The sequence below is a fragment of the Lysobacter hankyongensis genome (assembly GCF_039543145.1).
Taxonomy (GTDB): Bacteria; Pseudomonadota; Gammaproteobacteria; order Xanthomonadales; family Xanthomonadaceae; genus Lysobacter_I; species Lysobacter_I hankyongensis.
Genome location: NZ_BAABJE010000014.1, coordinates 435705 through 451231, shown reverse-complemented (window position 1 = coordinate 451231; position 15527 = coordinate 435705). Strand labels below are relative to the sequence as shown.

General features: G+C 68.5%; 12 protein-coding genes. 4 read left to right on the top strand and 8 right to left on the bottom strand.

All coding sequences use genetic code 11. The features are described from left to right. Nucleotides 1–2: 2 nt before the first annotated feature. The 4 genes from ABD974_RS13950 to ABD974_RS13935 all read right to left on the bottom strand — a co-directional run bounded on the left by ABD974_RS13950 (nt 3) and on the right by ABD974_RS13935 (nt 6367). Nucleotides 3–1094, bottom strand: coding sequence for a hypothetical protein (locus ABD974_RS13950; protein WP_345303929.1), 1092 nt, complete (start codon nt 1092–1094; stop codon nt 3–5). Further along, nucleotides 1091–1648, bottom strand: coding sequence for an RNA polymerase sigma factor (locus ABD974_RS13945; RefSeq protein ID WP_345303928.1), 558 nt, complete (start codon nt 1646–1648; stop codon nt 1091–1093). Before ABD974_RS13945 ends, ABD974_RS13950 begins: the two co-directional genes overlap by 4 nt. 152 nt (nt 1649–1800) lie before the next feature. Next, nucleotides 1801–3594 (bottom strand): vWA domain-containing protein, encoded by a 1794-nt coding sequence (locus ABD974_RS13940; protein WP_345303927.1) that lies wholly within the window; start codon nt 3592–3594, stop codon nt 1801–1803. Between the two features lie 271 nt (nt 3595–3865). Further along, nucleotides 3866–6367, bottom strand: coding sequence for a TonB-dependent receptor plug domain-containing protein (locus tag ABD974_RS13935; RefSeq protein ID WP_345303926.1), 2502 nt, complete (start codon nt 6365–6367; stop codon nt 3866–3868). 246 nt (nt 6368–6613) lie between these two features. Between ABD974_RS13935 and ABD974_RS13930 the strand changes: the two genes are divergently transcribed. Next, nucleotides 6614–7162, top strand: coding sequence for a DUF1579 domain-containing protein (locus ABD974_RS13930; protein ID WP_345303925.1), 549 nt, complete (start codon nt 6614–6616; stop codon nt 7160–7162). Nucleotides 7163–7195: 33 nt separating this feature from the next. On the opposite strand, the gene xseA is transcribed toward ABD974_RS13930, so the two are convergent. Continuing rightward, nucleotides 7196–8545 (bottom strand): exodeoxyribonuclease VII large subunit, encoded by a 1350-nt coding sequence (gene xseA, locus ABD974_RS13925; RefSeq protein ID WP_345303924.1) that lies wholly within the window; start codon nt 8543–8545, stop codon nt 7196–7198. Between the two features lie 139 nt (nt 8546–8684). Between xseA and ispG the strand changes: the two genes are divergently transcribed. The 3 genes from ispG (at nt 8685) to ABD974_RS13910 (ending at nt 11032) form a co-directional block, all read left to right on the top strand. Then, nucleotides 8685–9962, top strand: coding sequence for a flavodoxin-dependent (E)-4-hydroxy-3-methylbut-2-enyl-diphosphate synthase (gene ispG, locus ABD974_RS13920; RefSeq protein ID WP_345303923.1), 1278 nt, complete (start codon nt 8685–8687; stop codon nt 9960–9962). Next, nucleotides 9946–10647, top strand: coding sequence for a phosphatase PAP2 family protein (locus ABD974_RS13915; RefSeq protein WP_345303922.1), 702 nt, complete (start codon nt 9946–9948; stop codon nt 10645–10647). The genes ispG and ABD974_RS13915 overlap by 17 nt, the downstream gene beginning before the upstream one ends. A gap of 100 nt (nt 10648–10747) precedes the next feature. After that, entirely contained in the window at nt 10748–11032 is a 285-nt protein-coding gene (locus ABD974_RS13910; protein WP_345303921.1) for a hypothetical protein, read from the top strand. A gap of 75 nt (nt 11033–11107) precedes the next feature. On the opposite strand, the gene ABD974_RS13905 is transcribed toward ABD974_RS13910, so the two are convergent. The 3 genes from ABD974_RS13905 to ABD974_RS13895 all read right to left on the bottom strand — a co-directional run bounded on the left by ABD974_RS13905 (nt 11108) and on the right by ABD974_RS13895 (nt 15413). Beyond that, complete coding sequence (locus ABD974_RS13905; RefSeq protein ID WP_345303920.1) at nt 11108–13159, bottom strand: M13 family metallopeptidase; 2052 nt, start codon at nt 13157–13159, stop codon at nt 11108–11110. Nucleotides 13160–13235: 76 nt separating this feature from the next. Beyond that, nucleotides 13236–13880 (bottom strand): hypothetical protein, encoded by a 645-nt coding sequence (locus tag ABD974_RS13900; RefSeq protein ID WP_345303919.1) that lies wholly within the window; start codon nt 13878–13880, stop codon nt 13236–13238. A 102-nt stretch (nt 13881–13982) separates the two neighbouring features. Further along, nucleotides 13983–15413, bottom strand: coding sequence for a pectin acetylesterase-family hydrolase (locus ABD974_RS13895; RefSeq protein ID WP_345303918.1), 1431 nt, complete (start codon nt 15411–15413; stop codon nt 13983–13985). Nucleotides 15414–15527 lie beyond the last annotated feature (114 nt).

The following is a 15527-nucleotide window of genomic DNA, read 5'->3' as shown; positions in this document are numbered from 1 at the left end:
GCTCACGGCGCCGGCGGGGGCAGGGACGCGGCCAGCTTGCGCAGGTCTTCAGGCAGTTCGACGTCGGGGTAGCGGCGACGGAAAGACTGCAGGTTCTCCGCGGCCGCCGCGTTTTCGCCCCGGGCGAGCTGCGCGCGGATGCGTTGCAGCCAAGCCTGGCGGAATTCGGGCGAATCCGCCGAGACCGGCGGCCGGTCGTCGTAGGCTTCGGAGGCCTTGTCCATTTCGCCGGTGGTCGAGCGCAATTCGTTGGTGGCGCTGCGGGCACGATCGCGGGGAGATGCGGCGGGTGCGGGCGGTGGCGGTGGCGCCGGCATTTCAGCGGCGGCCGCCGCGCGGTTCGGCCGCGCCTGTTCGCGGCGCTGGTCCAGCGGCGTGCGCGTGTATTCGGCTGCGCCGACCGCGCGATCGGTGGCGATCTCACTGCGCGGCACGGCGGTGCCGGACAGGTCGACGACGCCCTTGGATTCGCGGTTGATGCTGATCTCCGGTTCCGCGGCCTGCTGTGCGACCGGGGCGGCGGGCGCGGCCGAAGCGACTGCCGCATCCGCCATCGGCGCGTCTGCGACGAATGCGTCCGTGCTGCCGCCGGGCGCCGGTTTGGCTACGGCTTCTGCAGGCGCCTGCGCCACCCGCCGGGCGAGCGCTCCGGCGTCCGCCTCGGTGTCCAGCGGCGGCGGTGGCGGCGGCATGGCCGCGGGCGCCTGTTCGATCATCACCGCTTCGGTCGCTTCATCGTGGTAGATGGCGGAGGCGGCGGATGCGCTCTTTTCGGCCGAGCTGCCCTCGCCATCGCCCTGCAGCTTCCAGCCGATACCGGCGGCCAGCACGACCGAGGCGGCGAGGCCCATGCCCCACGGCCAGCGCGGGACGGTGCGGCGCGGGCGGATCGGGGTCACTTTGGGATCGGACGCGGTGGCGGGCGGCGCTGCGCTGGTGGCGGCAGGTTTAGCATCTTCCTCGACCGCTGCGCGCGCCGCGGCCAGGATCATCGCGTCGAGCGCGGGCGCGGGTTCCCGCACCCCGCCCAGGCGCGCGATGCGCTCGGCGAGGTCGCGTTCTTCCTGCGACAGGGGATCGATGCGGCGGTTCATGCGGTCAGCCTCTGGCGAAGTTTGTCCATCGCGTAACGCAGCCGCGATTTCACGGTTTCCCGGCCGACGCCGGTGATTTCGCCGATTTCCTCCAGACTCAGGTCCTGTTCCAGTCGCAGCAGGATCACCTCCCGCTGCTCCGCCGGCAACTCGTCCAGCGCCAGATGCAGGCGGCGCCGCTCTTCGAACGTCGACAACTGCCGTTCCGGGGTGTCGTCGTCGGGCATCCGTTGGGTGCGCTCGTCGGCATCGGCGGGCGCCGGCGGCCGGTGCTGCAGCGCCCGCCAGTGGTCGGCGAGGCGGTTGTGCGCGATCCGGTACAACCATGTGGAGAACGCCGCCTCCGGTTTCCAGCCCTGGCGCGCGGAAATCACCCGCTGCCAGACATCCTGGAACAGTTCGTCGGCCAGCGCGCCGTTGCCGTGCAACTGGCGGACGAGGAAGCGATAGAGCTTGCTGCGATGGCGCAGGTACAGGCGCTCGAACGCGGCCGCATCGCCCGCCGCATAGGCGAGCATGAGGCTTTCGTCGCTGACCTCCGACACATCGTTCATGCGCGTCAGGTTAAGGGTTGGGGCGCGGTTCGTGAAGACGGTCGCGCTTCTTCCCTGACGGTGACGGCGTGGGGCGATGCGGGCGGCGGCGGTGCGCATGGCGGTGGCCAGGTCCGGCGGCGACGGCCCTGGGGCCGCCGCCGCGCGCGGACTCAGTCGGCGATCACGCCGATCTGCGGGGTGTCGCCGCCGGTGATCCGGCGCGCATCGTCCACGAGTCCGATGAACTCGGCGCGCTGCTTCCACGGGTCGTTGCCGATCGCTTCGCGCGCGCTGCGGGCGATGTCTTCCCAGGTCCAGCCTTCGATGTTCCCGCCACCGCGCAGCGCGTCCGCATACGCGGCGACGGTCGCGGCGAAACGCAGCGACGCGCTGGGTGCGTGGCGGCGCGGCTCGTGCGGTTTCGCGATCGGCGTTTCGATCAGACGGCTCGTTTCTTCGCCCGGACGCTTGTAGCGCAGGCGCAGGTGCGCCAGTTCGCCCGACACCGGTCCGCCCTTCAGCTCGGGAGCTGCATAGCGCAGCGCCGGCAGCCGCTCCGCGCCGGAACCGACCAGGGTGATCTCGTACAGCGCCGTGACTTCATGGCCCGCGCCGATATCGCCGGCGTCGACCCGGTCGTTGGCGAAATCCTCGCGCTTCAGCATGCGGTTCTCGTAGCCGATCAGGCGGTATTCCGCGACCTGGGCCGGGTTGAATTCGATCTGGATCTTCACGTCCTTCGCGATGGTGAGCAGGGTCGACTGCATTTCCTGCACCAGCACCTTGCGCGCTTCCTGCAGAGTGTCGATGTAGGCGTGATTGCCGTCGCCCACGTCGGCCAGACGTTCGGCCATCGCGTCGTTGTAGTTGCCCTGGCCGAAGCCGAGCGTGGTCAGCGCGATGCCATGCCTGCGTTGATCGCCGACCAACGTTTCCAGCGCTTTCTGGTCGGTGGTGCCGACGTTGAAATCGCCGTCGGTGGCGAGGATCACGCGGTTCACGCCATCCTTCACGAACGCCTGCTTCGCCATCGCGTAGGCCAACTGGATGCCGGCCCCGCCGTTCGTGCTGCCGCCGGCCTGCAGATCGTCCAGCGCGGCGAGGATCTTCGCCTTCTCGCTGCCGGGCGTGGGTTCCAGCACCAGGCCTGCGGATCCGGCGTAGACCACTATCGTCACGCGGTCCTGCGGCCGCAGTTGTTCGACCAGTTGCGCGAACGATTGTTTCAGCAGCGGCAGTTTGTCTTCGCTGTGCATCGAACCGGAGGTGTCGATCAGGAACACCAGGTTCGCCGGCGGCAACTGCGCCTTGGGCACGTCGTAGCCCTTGATGCCGATCATCAGCAGTTGACGCTTGCCGTTCCACGGCGCCGGTGCGATTTCGGTGGTGACGCGGAACGGTGTCGCCAGCGACGACGGCCCCGGATGGCCGTAGTCGAAATAATTGATCATCTCTTCGGCGCGCACCGCATCCGCCGGCGGGCGTGTGCCGCCGCGCAGCATGCGGCGCACGTTGCTGTAGCTGCCGGTGTCGACGTCGATCGAGAAGGTGGAAACGGGTTCCTCGCTCGCGCGGCGTACCGGGTTGTCGTCGCGCTCCGCGTACTTCTCGGTGTTTTCGGCGTCGGGCATCGGCATGGGTTCGTGCGCGATCATCATCGCCGGCATGGGCGGAGGCGGAGGCGGCGCCGCCGCGGGCATCTGGTAGTTCGCGACCGCGCCGGCCGCCTTGCGTTCTTCCGCACGCGCCACGCGCGAGCCGGTGACGACCACCTTGTCGACTTCATCGCGGGCGGCGGCATCCGCCGTCTGCCGGGCCGGCTTCGGTGCGACCTCGCGATCGGCCGGGGCTTCGGCGACGGCGTCGCTGCGATGGCATCCCGCCAGCGCCAGCGCGCAGAGCACCGCGGCGGCGAGGGCATGGGTCGGGAGGTGGCGGGACAGCGGACGGGCGGTGCGGCGCATGGCGGGTCTCCGTGAGTGGGCAGACCGGAAAACGCCTCAGGCGCGGGAATGGGGTTGACGCTGGCGCGGACTGGCCGCGAGGTTTGGTAGAGCGGCCTGACCAGTCATTCGACTGTTGAAAACCAGGCCGCTGCTGCATTTCCGAAAAACAGCGGCCTGAAGGCCGCTCTACCGGGAATATCCGCAGTTCATTCGCATCAAAAAAGAACGGACGACTTTCGTCGTCCGTTCCGTGACGCGTGGCGCTGCGGGCGCGATCAGAGCAGGTCCGTCAGAACCGGAAATCCACCTTGCCGTAGAAATACGCGCCGTTGATGCCGAAAGGCAGGGTTTCCCAGCCGTAGGTGAAGCCGAGCTGCGGGAACGGGAACGCGTTCACCGGATCCCACTTGTCGGGGTAGGTGTCGAAGATGTTGTTGCCGCCGATGCTGATCCGCAGCTTGTCGTTGACGTTCCAGCCGAGGGCGGCATCGAACAGGGTCGCACCGTCCCAGGTCTGCTTGAAGCCCGGGGTGAAGCCTTCGCCGGCGACCGCACCGTAGTAGTTCGCACGCAGGGTCCAGTCCCAGTTGCCGCGGGTCCACACGCCCTGCAGGACGTGGTGCGCGCCCGGTTGACCTTCCTCGATCAGCGTGACCTGGCTGTCGTCGAACAACTGCGTGGGCGAGAGGATCGGCGACTGCGAACGGCGCGCGGTGACCTGCGTGTCGTTCCAGTGCAGCAGCGCGGTGATGTCGAGCGTACCGCCGACGGCCTCGGTGCTGAATTCGCCGACGATGTCGACGCCGGTGGTCTCGGTGTCGATGGCGTTGGTGAAGAACTGAGCCTGGGCGACGCCGAACGGCGCCAGGATCGCGCGGATCGGGCAGTTGGTGTTCGTCGGCGTGCAGGGCAGGCCGTTGGTGCCGATGGTCTCCGGGGCGATGTTGCTGGAGAAGATGATGCGGTCGTCGATGTCGATGCGGAACACGTCGACGGTCAGGCTGAATTGGTCGCTCGGGCGCCAGCTGAAGCCGAGGGTCACGCTCTTCGATTCTTCTTCCTTCAGCGGATCAATGCCGAAGGCACGGGTGACGGCGCTGTCCTGACGTGCGGTCAGCGTGTCGGCCAGCAGGCCGGTCGCCGGATCGATGTTGGTCGAGCGCTGGCTGTAGAACAACTGCTGCACGCCGGGCGCGCGGAAGCCGGTGGAGACGGTGCCGCGCAGGGCGAAGGTGTCGGTGAAATCGTAGCGCAGCGAGAGCTTGCCGGTGGTGGTGTTGCCGAAGTCGGAGTAGTCCTCGAAACGCACCGCGCCGCCGACCAGGAACTTGCCGCCGAAGCGGGTTTCGGCGTCGGCGTAGACCGCGTAATTGTGGCGGCCGTCGTCCACGGCCTCGTTCGGCGAGAAGCCGGGGAAGCCCTGGATGCCCGGGGCGGCGAAGCCGCCGTTCTGGTTGAGGATGATGATGGCCGGATTGTTGGTGCGGCCGTAGGTGTAGGACACCGGGTCGCCGGCTTCGATGGCGTAGTTCTCGCTGCGGTATTCGCCGCCGACCGCGAGGCTGAGCGGTTCGCTGCTGCCGATGTCGAGGGTGCCGCGGAAATCGAGATTGAGCGTGGTCTGGTCGAATTTCAGCGTGCCGGTGTCGGCGGAGGTCGGCGACTGGGCGTAGATGCCGCCGGTGACCGGATTCGGCTCGTACCACCAGCTCACGTTGACCGAATTGCGCTCGTGGAAGCCGAACTTGCTGCGGCCGTGGTTCACCGACAGATCCCAGTCCCAGTTGTCGCCGAGCTGCGCGCGATAGCCGACCGCCAGCGAGCCGTCGTCGACGGTGGTGATGATGTTCGGCAGGAAGCCGTTCGGATACAGCGCGGGCACGGTGCGGCCGTCGCCGGCGCTGCGGTAGAAGCCGGAGGAGTCGCCTTCGCGGCGGGAGAGACCGCCGAACCAGTACAGTTCGCCGCCGCCGAGTTCGAGGCCGCCGTTGAGCCAGAGATAGGCGTCCTTGGCGTCGGCGTCGCCGATGCGCTGGGTGACGCGCGGCGACGACACGCGCAGGGTGTCGAGGCCGGCGCGATTGGTTTCGCCGCGGTCGCGGTATTCGGCGGTGAGGTTGATGAAGCCGGTGCTGCCGAGTTCGAAGCCGGTGTTCAGGCCGCCGTGCAGCACTTCGCCGTCGCCCTTGCGGGTTTCGCCGGCCTCGAAATAGACCTGCGTTTCCTTGGTCTGCTTCTTCAGCACGATGTTGATCACGCCGGCGATGGCGTCGGAACCGTACTGGGCCGCGGCGCCGTCGCGCAGCACTTCGATGCGGTCGATGGCGGTGACCGGAATGGCGTTGATGTCGGTGCCGGCGGAGCCGCGGGCGATGGTCTGCTGCACGTTCACCAGCGCCTGTTGATGACGGCGCTTGCCGTTGACCAGCACCAGCACCTGATCGGGGCCGAGGGCGCGCAGGGTGGCCGGGCGGAGAATGTCGGTGCCGTCGGAGATGGTGGTGCGGGAGAAGTTGAAGCTCGGTTCGAGCATCTGCAGCAACTGGCCGAGTTCGCGGGCGCCGGTGCGTTCGAGCTGCTCGGCGCGGATGATGTCGACCGGCGCGGCGGTTTCGGCGGCGGTGCGGTTCTTGGCGCGACTGCCGAGCACCTGGATTTCGTCGAGTTCGCCGGCGTTGCCTTCGGCGGCCGGTGCATCCTGGGCGAAAGCCGGCAGGGCCACGGCGAGCGCCAGGGCGAGGGCGGTGATGGACGGTGCAGCGCGACGGCTGCGGGCGATGGGTTGCGACATGGGACCTCCTGATCCATTGGTTGCTGGTGAAAAAACTCCTGCTCGGCGCCCCCTGACGCCGGCCCTGCCGCATGGGCAGGGCGATGCGGGCGGCAGTGATAACATTTTTTTAGCGTTCCGGCTCGTGCGGAGCGTCGCGGAACCGCCGTGCCGTCGGTGCCGACAGGCGTTCCCGGCCGTTTCCGGCGCTACACGAGGCGCGAGGACGGGAGTAGGCTGGTCCTCAACGGGTCGGGGGGCGGCGCGATGGCGACGGATTTCGTGGCGAACGGTGCGGCGGAGACGGGGTGTGCGCATCCCGCCGCGGACAAGGTGATCGACGGTCCGCATCGCCGGCTGGCGCGCATGGCCGGCGAATGGGAGGGCATCTACCGACTCTGGTTCGAGCGGGACATGCTCGCGGCCGAATCGACCCAGCGCGGCACCTTGCGACCGGTCCTGGGCGGTCGATTCCTGCTGCACGAGTACCAGTGGGAGTTCGATGGCCGCAGCTACGCCGGGGTGGCGCTGTACGGGTATCACATCGACGAGCGGCGCTGGGAATGCGCCTGGGTCGACAGTTTCCACACCGGCAGTTCGATCATGGCCTCGCAGACCGCGGGCGCCGCGGATCCCGCGCATTTCGCGGTGCTGGGCAGTTACGGCGACGGCCAGACCCCGCCCGGCCCGCGCTGGGGCTGGCGGACCGAAATCGAACAGCCCGACGACGACCGCCTGACCATCGTCATGACCAACATCTCGCCCGATGGCGACGAGACGCGGGCGGTGGAAGTGGAGTACGTGCGGAAGGCCTGAGTGGGCGCCGATCGAAGCTCGGCCCTGCTTCGATCAATCGTTGTTTTCGACCCGCACTCGCAGCACGCCGTCGCGCAATCGCGCGGCCAGCGCGTCGCCGGCGCGTGCATCGTCGACGCTGCGCACGATGCGGCCGTCTTCGCGCTGCAGGATGGCGTAGCCGCGGGCGACGGTGGCCAGTGGGCTGACCGCTTCCAGCGAGCGCGCGAGACCGTGCAATTGCAGCGCGCGCCGTTGCAATGCGCGCACCGTCGCCGATTGCGGACGCGGCGCCAGCGACTGCAGGCGGTCGCGCAGCAGCGACAGTCGCCGCTGCGGGCGCGATGCGTGCAGCACCGCGGCGGCATGCCGCAACTGCGCGCGGCGACGCTGATCCGCCTGCGTCCACGCCGCATGCAGGCGCCGCAGCGCATCCGTCTGACGCCGGCCGAGGGCGTCGAGCCGTGCCTGCGGACGCAGCGCCTGCAGGCGCAGGGCGGCGCGGTCGGTGCGCTGCGCGGCGTGGCGCATCAGGCGTTCGTGCACGGCGTGCAGGCGCCGCGCCTGCGCGCGCAGATGCGCGACGAGATCCGCGCGATCCGGCACCAGCAGTTCGGCGGCCACCGAGGGCGTCGGCGCGCGCAGGTCGGCGGCGAAATCGGCGAGGGTGACGTCGACCTCGTGGCCGACCGCCGAGACCACCGGCACCGGCGATGCGGCGATCGCGCGGGCCAGCTGTTCGTCGTTGAACGCCCACAGATCTTCCAGCGAACCGCCGCCGCGGGTGACCAGCAGGGCGTCGTAGCGGCCGCTGCGGCCGGCGGCCTGCAGCATGCGCACGATCTGCGCCGCGGCGGTGTCGCCCTGCACCGGGACCGGCAGGATGTCGACCTCGACCAGCGGAAACCGTCGGCGCAGCACGCTCAGCACATCGCGCACGGCGGCGCCGCTGGGCGAGGTGAGCACGCCGAGCCGGCGGACGTGGTCCGGCAGGGGACGCTTGCGGGCCTGGTCGAACAGGCCTTCCGCCTGCAGCTTCGCCTTCAGCTGCTCGAACGCGCGACGCAGCGCACCTTCGCCGGCTTCCTCCATGGTGTCGAGAATCAGCTGATAGTCGCCGCGGGCCTCGTAGAGGGTCAGGCGGCCGCGCGCCAGCACCCGCAGGCCCTCGCGCGGCGCGAACTTCAGCCATTGGCTCTTGGGCTTGAACAGCGCGCAGCGGACCTGGGCGCGTTCGTCCTTCAGGGTGAAATACAGGTGGCCGGAGGCCGGGCGCGAGAGATTGCCCAGTTCGCCTTCCACCCAGATCAGCGGGAAGGCGTCCTCCAGCAGATTGCGGGCGAGGGCGTTCAGCTGGCTGGGGGTCAGCGCCTTGCGGTCGTCGGTGTCGGGCGGGTCGAACATGCGCACAGGATACGGGAATCGCGCCGCAGCCCCGATCATGCGGCGCGGTAGAGCGGGCTTCAGCCCGCTGCTTATCCTCCCGGTGAAGCAGCGGGCTGAAGCCCGCTCTACCGACATGCGTCGCCGTTACAATGCGCCCATGTCCGCACAGCCCCTGCCTTGCCGCGACGACGCGGCGCCCGCGTTCGGTCCCGCCGCCCGCCGTTCCACCCGCCAGGTCCGCGTCGGCCAGGTCGCCGTCGGCGGCGATGCACCAGTGGTGGTGCAGTCGATGACGAACACCGATACCGCCGACGTGGCCGCGACCACCCGACAGGTCGCCGAACTCTGGCGCGCCGGTTCGGAGCTGGTGCGTGTGACGGTGAACAATCCCGAATCCGCCGCGGCGGTGCCGCGCATCGTCGAGAAGCTGGCGATGATGGGGATCGAGGTGCCGATCATCGGCGACTTCCACTACAACGGACACCAGCTGCTCGCCCACGAACCGGCCTGCGCCGAGGCGCTGGCGAAATACCGCATCAATCCCGGCAACGTCGGCTTCGGCAAGAAGCGCGACACCCAGTTTGCCCAGCTCATCGAATTCGCGATCCGCTACGGCAAGCCGGTGCGCATCGGCGCCAACTGGGGCTCGCTGGACCAGTCGCTGGCCGCACAGTTGATGGACGAGAACGCACAGCGCGCCGCCCCATGGGATGCCGGCCGCGTGCTGCGCGAAGCGCTGATCCGCTCCGCGCTGGATTCCGCCGAACGCGCGGTCGAGATCGGACTGGCGCGCGAGCGCATCATCCTCAGCGCCAAGGTCAGCGGCGTGCAGGAACTGGTCGCGGTCTATCGCGACATGGCCGCGCGCTCCGATTTCGCGCTGCACCTGGGCCTGACCGAGGCCGGCATCGGCAGCAAGGGCATCGTCGCCTCGGCCGCAGCGCTCGCGGTGCTGATGCAGGAAGGCATCGGCGACACCATCCGCATCTCGCTCACGCCCGAACCCGGCGCCTCGCGCACGCAGGAAGTGGTCGTCGCCCAGGAGCTGCTGCAGACCATGGGCCTGCGTGCGTTCACGCCGATGGTCACCGCCTGCCCGGGGTGCGGACGGACCACCTCGGAGTTCTTCCAGGAACTGGCGAAAGTGGTGCAGGAACATGTGCGCGCGAAGATGCCGGAGTGGAAGATCACCCATCCCGGCGCGGAGAACCTGACCCTCGCGGTGATGGGGTGCGTGGTGAACGGCCCGGGCGAATCGCGCCACGCCAACATCGGCATTTCCCTGCCGGGCACCGGCGAAGCGCCGGCGGCGCCGGTGTTCATCGATGGCGAGAAGGCGATGACCCTGCGCGGCGACGGCATCGCCCGGGAATTCCTCGGCATCATCGACGGTTACGTCGCGCGCAAGTTCGGATCGGATGCGCACGCCGACTGAGGTGTTCGCCACGCTGCGCCAGGATCTGCGTTTCGGCGCGGATTTCCTGCGCCAGCGCCTGCTGCGGCTTGCGCTGATCTTCCTCGGCCTGCTGCTGCCGCTGTGGGGCTTCGCGGAACTCGCCGATGAAGTCCACGAGGGCGAGCCGCTCGCGTTCGACGCGCCGATCCTGCATTTCGCCCGCGACCTCGCCGGCGAAGGCCTCGACCGGATATTCCTGTTCTTTTCGGCGGTCGGTTATCAGTGGGGCGTGGTGCCGTTCGATATCGCCCTGATCGCGGTGCTGGCCTGGCGCCGGCGCATGCGCGAAGGCATCTTCGCGGGCGTCGCCATCGTGGGTTCGGCCCTGTTGAACCTGTCCACCAAGCAGTTCTTCGCCCGCGACCGCCCGAGCCTCTGGGAATCGATCGCCCCGGAGGCGACCTACAGCTTCCCGAGCGGGCATGCGATGGGCTCGGCGACCCTGGCGTGGGTGCTGCTGTTGCTCGCGTGGCGCACGCGCTGGCGCTGGCCGGTGGCGATCGGAATGGTCGCGTTCGCCGCGATGGTGGCGTTCTCGCGGGTGTATCTGGGCGTGCATTACCCCTCCGACATCCTCGCCGGATGGGCGGCCGCCTCGGCCTGGACCGCCTCGGTCTATCTGCTGGTGTTCCGCAACGGCGCGCGTCCCTGGCGCAGCGGTTGACGGCCTGCGGCGCATCGATGGCCGTTCCGTGCGGCCGTCGGCGTTGTCTGCGATACCTGCGACGCCCCGGTGCGTCGCCAACCATCCCGCAGAGTCTTCGATGCCCCAGAACGTCACGGCCGGCGAACATGCCGACGCCCTCGATTTCCTCCGCGAACGCCTCGCCCGCGGCAACGAATGCCTGCTGGCCGGCAACGCCCGCGGGGCGATCGTCTACTACGACAGCGCGCTGCTGACCTTCCACCATACCCGGCACATCGAGGCGCTGTGGGACACCTACCGGGCGCTGTGGACCAACAAGTCGATGGCGCACCAGCAATTGCGCGATCCGGTGAAGGCGCAGGAAGCCGCGATGTTCGCCAACAGCCTGCCGTTGTCGGGCTGAGGCCGCACGAACGCACACGGCCGCCTCGCGGCGGCCGTGTGGTGGCATCCGCGCGCCGGCGCGCGCGGTCGTGCATCACCAGATGCGGACGCGCTGTTCCGGCGGCAGATACAGCTTGTCGCCCGGCTTCACGTCGAAGGCCCGGTACCACTCGTCGAGATTGCGCAGCGGGCCGTTGATGCGGTACTGCGGCGGAGAGTGCGGATCGGTCTTGAGCTGGTTGACGGTCGCCTCTTCCCGGTACTTGGCTTTCCACACCTGTGCCCAGGCGAGGAAGAAACGCTGATCGCCGCTGAGGCCGTCGATCACCGGCGCGGGCTTGCCCTTGAGGCTCAGCTGATACGCGGTGTACGCCATCGACAGGCCGCCGAGATCGCCGATGTTTTCGCCCATGGTCAGCTGGCCGTTGACGCACAGGCCTTCGAGCGGGCAGTAGCCGGCGTACTGCGCGCCCAGCGACTTCGTGCGTGCGTCGAAGCGGGCGCGATCCTCGTCGGTCCACCAGTTGCGCTGCACGCCGGCGTAGTCCGATTTCGAGCCCTGATCGTCGAAGCCGTGGCCCATTTCATGACCGATCACGCCGCCGATGGCGCCGTAGTTCACCGCCGGATCGGCGTTCACGTCGAAGAACGGCGGCTGCAGGATCGCGGCCGGGAACACGATCTCGTTGAACGAGGCGTTGTAGTACGCGTTCACCGTCTGCGGGGTCATGAACCATTCGTCGCGATCGGGCTTGCGGCCGAGGCGGGCGATCTGGTCGTCGCTGAAGTATTTGCGCAGCGACAGCACGTTGGCGATCAGATCGTCCGGAACGATGCGGACCGTGCCGTAATCGCGCCATTTCTTCGGGTAGCCGATCTTCGGGTTGAAGGTTTCCAGCTTGCGATAGGCTTCGGCCTTGGTGGCGTCGCCCATCCAGTCGAGATCGCGGATGTTCTGGCGCAGCGCGGCGCGCAGGTTTTCGACCAGCACGTCCATCGACGCCTTCGCTTCGGGCTTGAAGTGACGGGCGACGTAGATCCTGCCGACCGCATCGCCGAGCCCGCCCATGCCGCCGACCAGTGCGACGCCGCGCTTCCACAGATCCTTCTGCGCCTTCTGGCCCTGCAACACGACGCCGGTGAACGCGAACGCGCTCTGGTCGATCTCGGTGCTCAGCAGCGGTGCGTGGTTGCGCACGGCGTGGAAGGTCAGGTAGTCGCGCCAGACGTTCAGCGGCGTCTTCTTCGCGATCTCCAGGATCGGGCCGACCGCGCTGGGCGTGGCGATGTTGACGTCGCCGGGCGCGGCGATGCCCTGAGCCGCGAAATGCGCCGCCCAGTCGTAGCCCGGGAATTCCTGCTGCAGTTGCGCGAAGGTCCGCAGGTTGTAGGTCTTGTCGCGATCGCGCAGTTGGGCGCGATCCCAGTGCTGTTTCGCGATCTCGGTTTCCAGCGCCAGGATCGCGTCGGCCTTGGCCTTCGCATCGGCCGCCGGAACCCCGGCGAAGCCGAGCATCTTCGCGATGTGTTCGAGATAGGCCGCGCGGATCTGCACGAAGCGCGCGTCCGGGTTGAGATAGAAATCCTTGTCCGGCAGGCCCAGGCCGCCGACGCCGAGACCGATGATGTAGCGGTCCGGGTTCTTGCGGTCCAGGGTCACGCCGCCGCCGACCGGGGCGCTGGTGCCGTCGATGCCGGCGCGGCCGAAGGCGGCGGTGAGCGTGGCGAAGGAATCGACCGCGGCGATGCGGTCCAGCACCGGCTTCAGCGGCGCGATGCCGGCGGCGTCGCGCGCGGCGGTGTTCATGTAGCTGGCGTAGAAATCGCGGATCTTCTGTTCGTCGCTGCCCGCGGCCACGCCCTGGCGCGCCTGCAGTTCTTCGACGATCGCCCGGGTCTGCAGTTCGGCCTGGTCGCCGAGGCTGTTGAACGAGCCGTAGCGGGTTTCGTAGTCCTTGAGCTGGTAGTTGTCGAACCAGGTGCCGTTGGCGTAACGGTTGAAATCGTCGCCGGGCTTCACCGACAGGTCGCGGTTCTCCAAGGCGATGCCGAAGCCGCCGAGCTGCGCCTTGGCGGCGTCGCCGGCGAAGGTCGCGGGCGCGGCGATGGCGAGCGCGAGGCCCAGGGTGAGGAGGGTCTTGTTCATTCGGACATCCAAGGCTGACGGGCAAACATGCAGCCTAGCCCACCCAGCGGCGATGGCATGTGCCGAAGGTGGGGCATCAACCTCCGGGCGACGGCGCCTGCGGAGTGGTGGCGTAGATCGCTTCGCGCGCTTCCTGCAGCCGCTGGCGCAGGTAATCGTCGCGGCTCATGCCGTTCGGATAGCTGGGCATCGCCAGCACTTCCGAGACGATCCGCGCTTCGGTGGCCTTGTATTCCTGGAACTGCGCGTCGCGCCGCTGCTGGGCGAGGAACGCGGCCTGGCGCTCGGCGGTCTGCTTGCGATAACGGTCGACGACTTCCTGGGCCTGGCGGACGCGTTCGCGATCGTCCTTCACCGCGGCATGGATGAGGCCGATGCGCAGCATCACCGCTTCGTCCGCGGACAGTTCTCGGGCCTGTTCGCGGCGATCGATTTCGCGGCTGAGCGCCTGCGCGCGCTGGATCCGGGTGCGGTCGTCCATCCCGGGGGCGTCGCGCAGGAAGCTGCGGGCATGGCGTTCGAAGGCGAGGCGGCTCTGGTAGGCGCGCGCTTCCGGGGTCGAGGCCATGGCGGGATCCGGCTGTGCCTGCGGCGCCACCGCCGGATCGGGGCGAGTGATGGCCTGCGCCACCGAGGCCTGGCGCAGATGCGCGGTCCCCCAGAGCGCGAACAGCAGCACGACGGCGACCACCAGGCCGACATGGACGAGACGGATTTTCATGATCGGAGAACGGGTTCCTTGCGACGGACGGCATCTCGATGGGCATCATGCCATCCCGGCGGGCGCGGGGCCCGCCGGGACGACGTGCGGAGCCATCGCCGGTCAGAGCAGCTGGTCGATGGTCCAGTACAGCAGGTTGAAGGGCTTCGCGCGGTCCGCCGTGTCGCTGGCCTCGGAGGCGTCCAGCACGTTGCCGGAACCGACCAGCACGCTGTCGATGAAGTTCCGCAGTTCCAGGCTCATGGTCTGGATGTCGCCGTTCTTGAAGTCGACCACGGTGGTGCAGTGGCTTTCGTTCAGCGCGCGGTACTGCGGGAAATAGCCGCCGAAATTGCCGAGCGTGTTGAGCTTCGCCGACAGCCTGGCGGTGTCGCTGCCCCACTTGGCGTGGATCATCGCTTCCTTCGTCGCCTGGTTCGGCGCGTTCTCGATCTCGGGGAAGAAGCGCTCGTACGAATACGACGAGTAGTTCAGATCCTGCCAGAAGTGGGTGTGGCCGAGACGGTCGCCCGGATACTTGGCCGACAGCGCGTTGTACAGCGTGCCGAGCTGGTTCAGGTCGAGCTGCGGCAGCTGGCTGGCGAGGTAGGGCAGCGGGCCGTTCGGCTTGCTGAGGCCCCAGGCCTGGCGGATGTGCGTCTGCAGCGGTACCGAGGCCCAGCTCTGCGGATCGCCGCCCACAGGCGCGTCGAACACCGGGCCCGAATCGTTGATCAGATAGCCGCGGGTCGGGGCCAGGTCGCGACGCAGCGGGCCGTAGTTGGTCAGGCTGCCGGCGCCGCCGGCGCTGCAGCCGGTGGACAGCATCTGGGTCGGACGCGGCAGGTTGTCCTTGAGCCAGCTCACCACCGCGCGGGTGTTGCGGATGCCGTTGTGGTGCCAGACCAGCGGCGGCTTCACGCCGGCGGGATCGTTGTAGACCGCGACCTTGTCGCCGCTGTAGATGTCGCCGGTGCAGTAGGGCACGTAGATGATGTTCCACTGCTGGGTCTTCACCGCATCGAAGGGGCTGACGCGGGTGATGAACGGACTGACGAGGCTGGCGCCCGGGTTCAGCAGGCTCATGTAGTCGTCGGGGATGCCGTTCGGGTTGCGCGCACCGCGCACACCGGTCTGACCGGTGCAGCTGGCGTAATCCCAGCACGCGCCGCCGCCTTCCATGTAGATGATGGTGTTGCGGGTGTGCGGCACCCGGTTGACGAAGAACTTGTACGGCGAACCGTTGCCGCAGACCGCGCCGGTTTCCGGCGACAGCGTGATCGTCTGCCAGCTGCTGTACGCGCCGGGACTGAAGCCGTCGGCATAACCGGAGGGGTTGGACAGCAGCGGATAGTTGCCGGTGCGCTGCGCGGCGGTGACCTTGTTGTCGGCTTTCGGCGGCGTCACCAGGTTGGCGAGCGTCTGCCAGAACGAGTAGTCGCCTTCTTCGGCCTGCGCGGGCACGGCCACCAGGCCGGTGACGAGTGCGGCGGCGAGCAGCGAGATGCGGATGCGGGGCTTGCGATGGGTGGCGGATCGAATCGATACGGCCATGAATTTCACTCTCCTTGTTCGTGTTGGGACGGTTCCGGGAACCCGTCTCTGGATGCGGCGATGCCCCCTGCATCGCCCGGTGCGATCCGGGCGGGCCCGGATCGACGCCCCGAT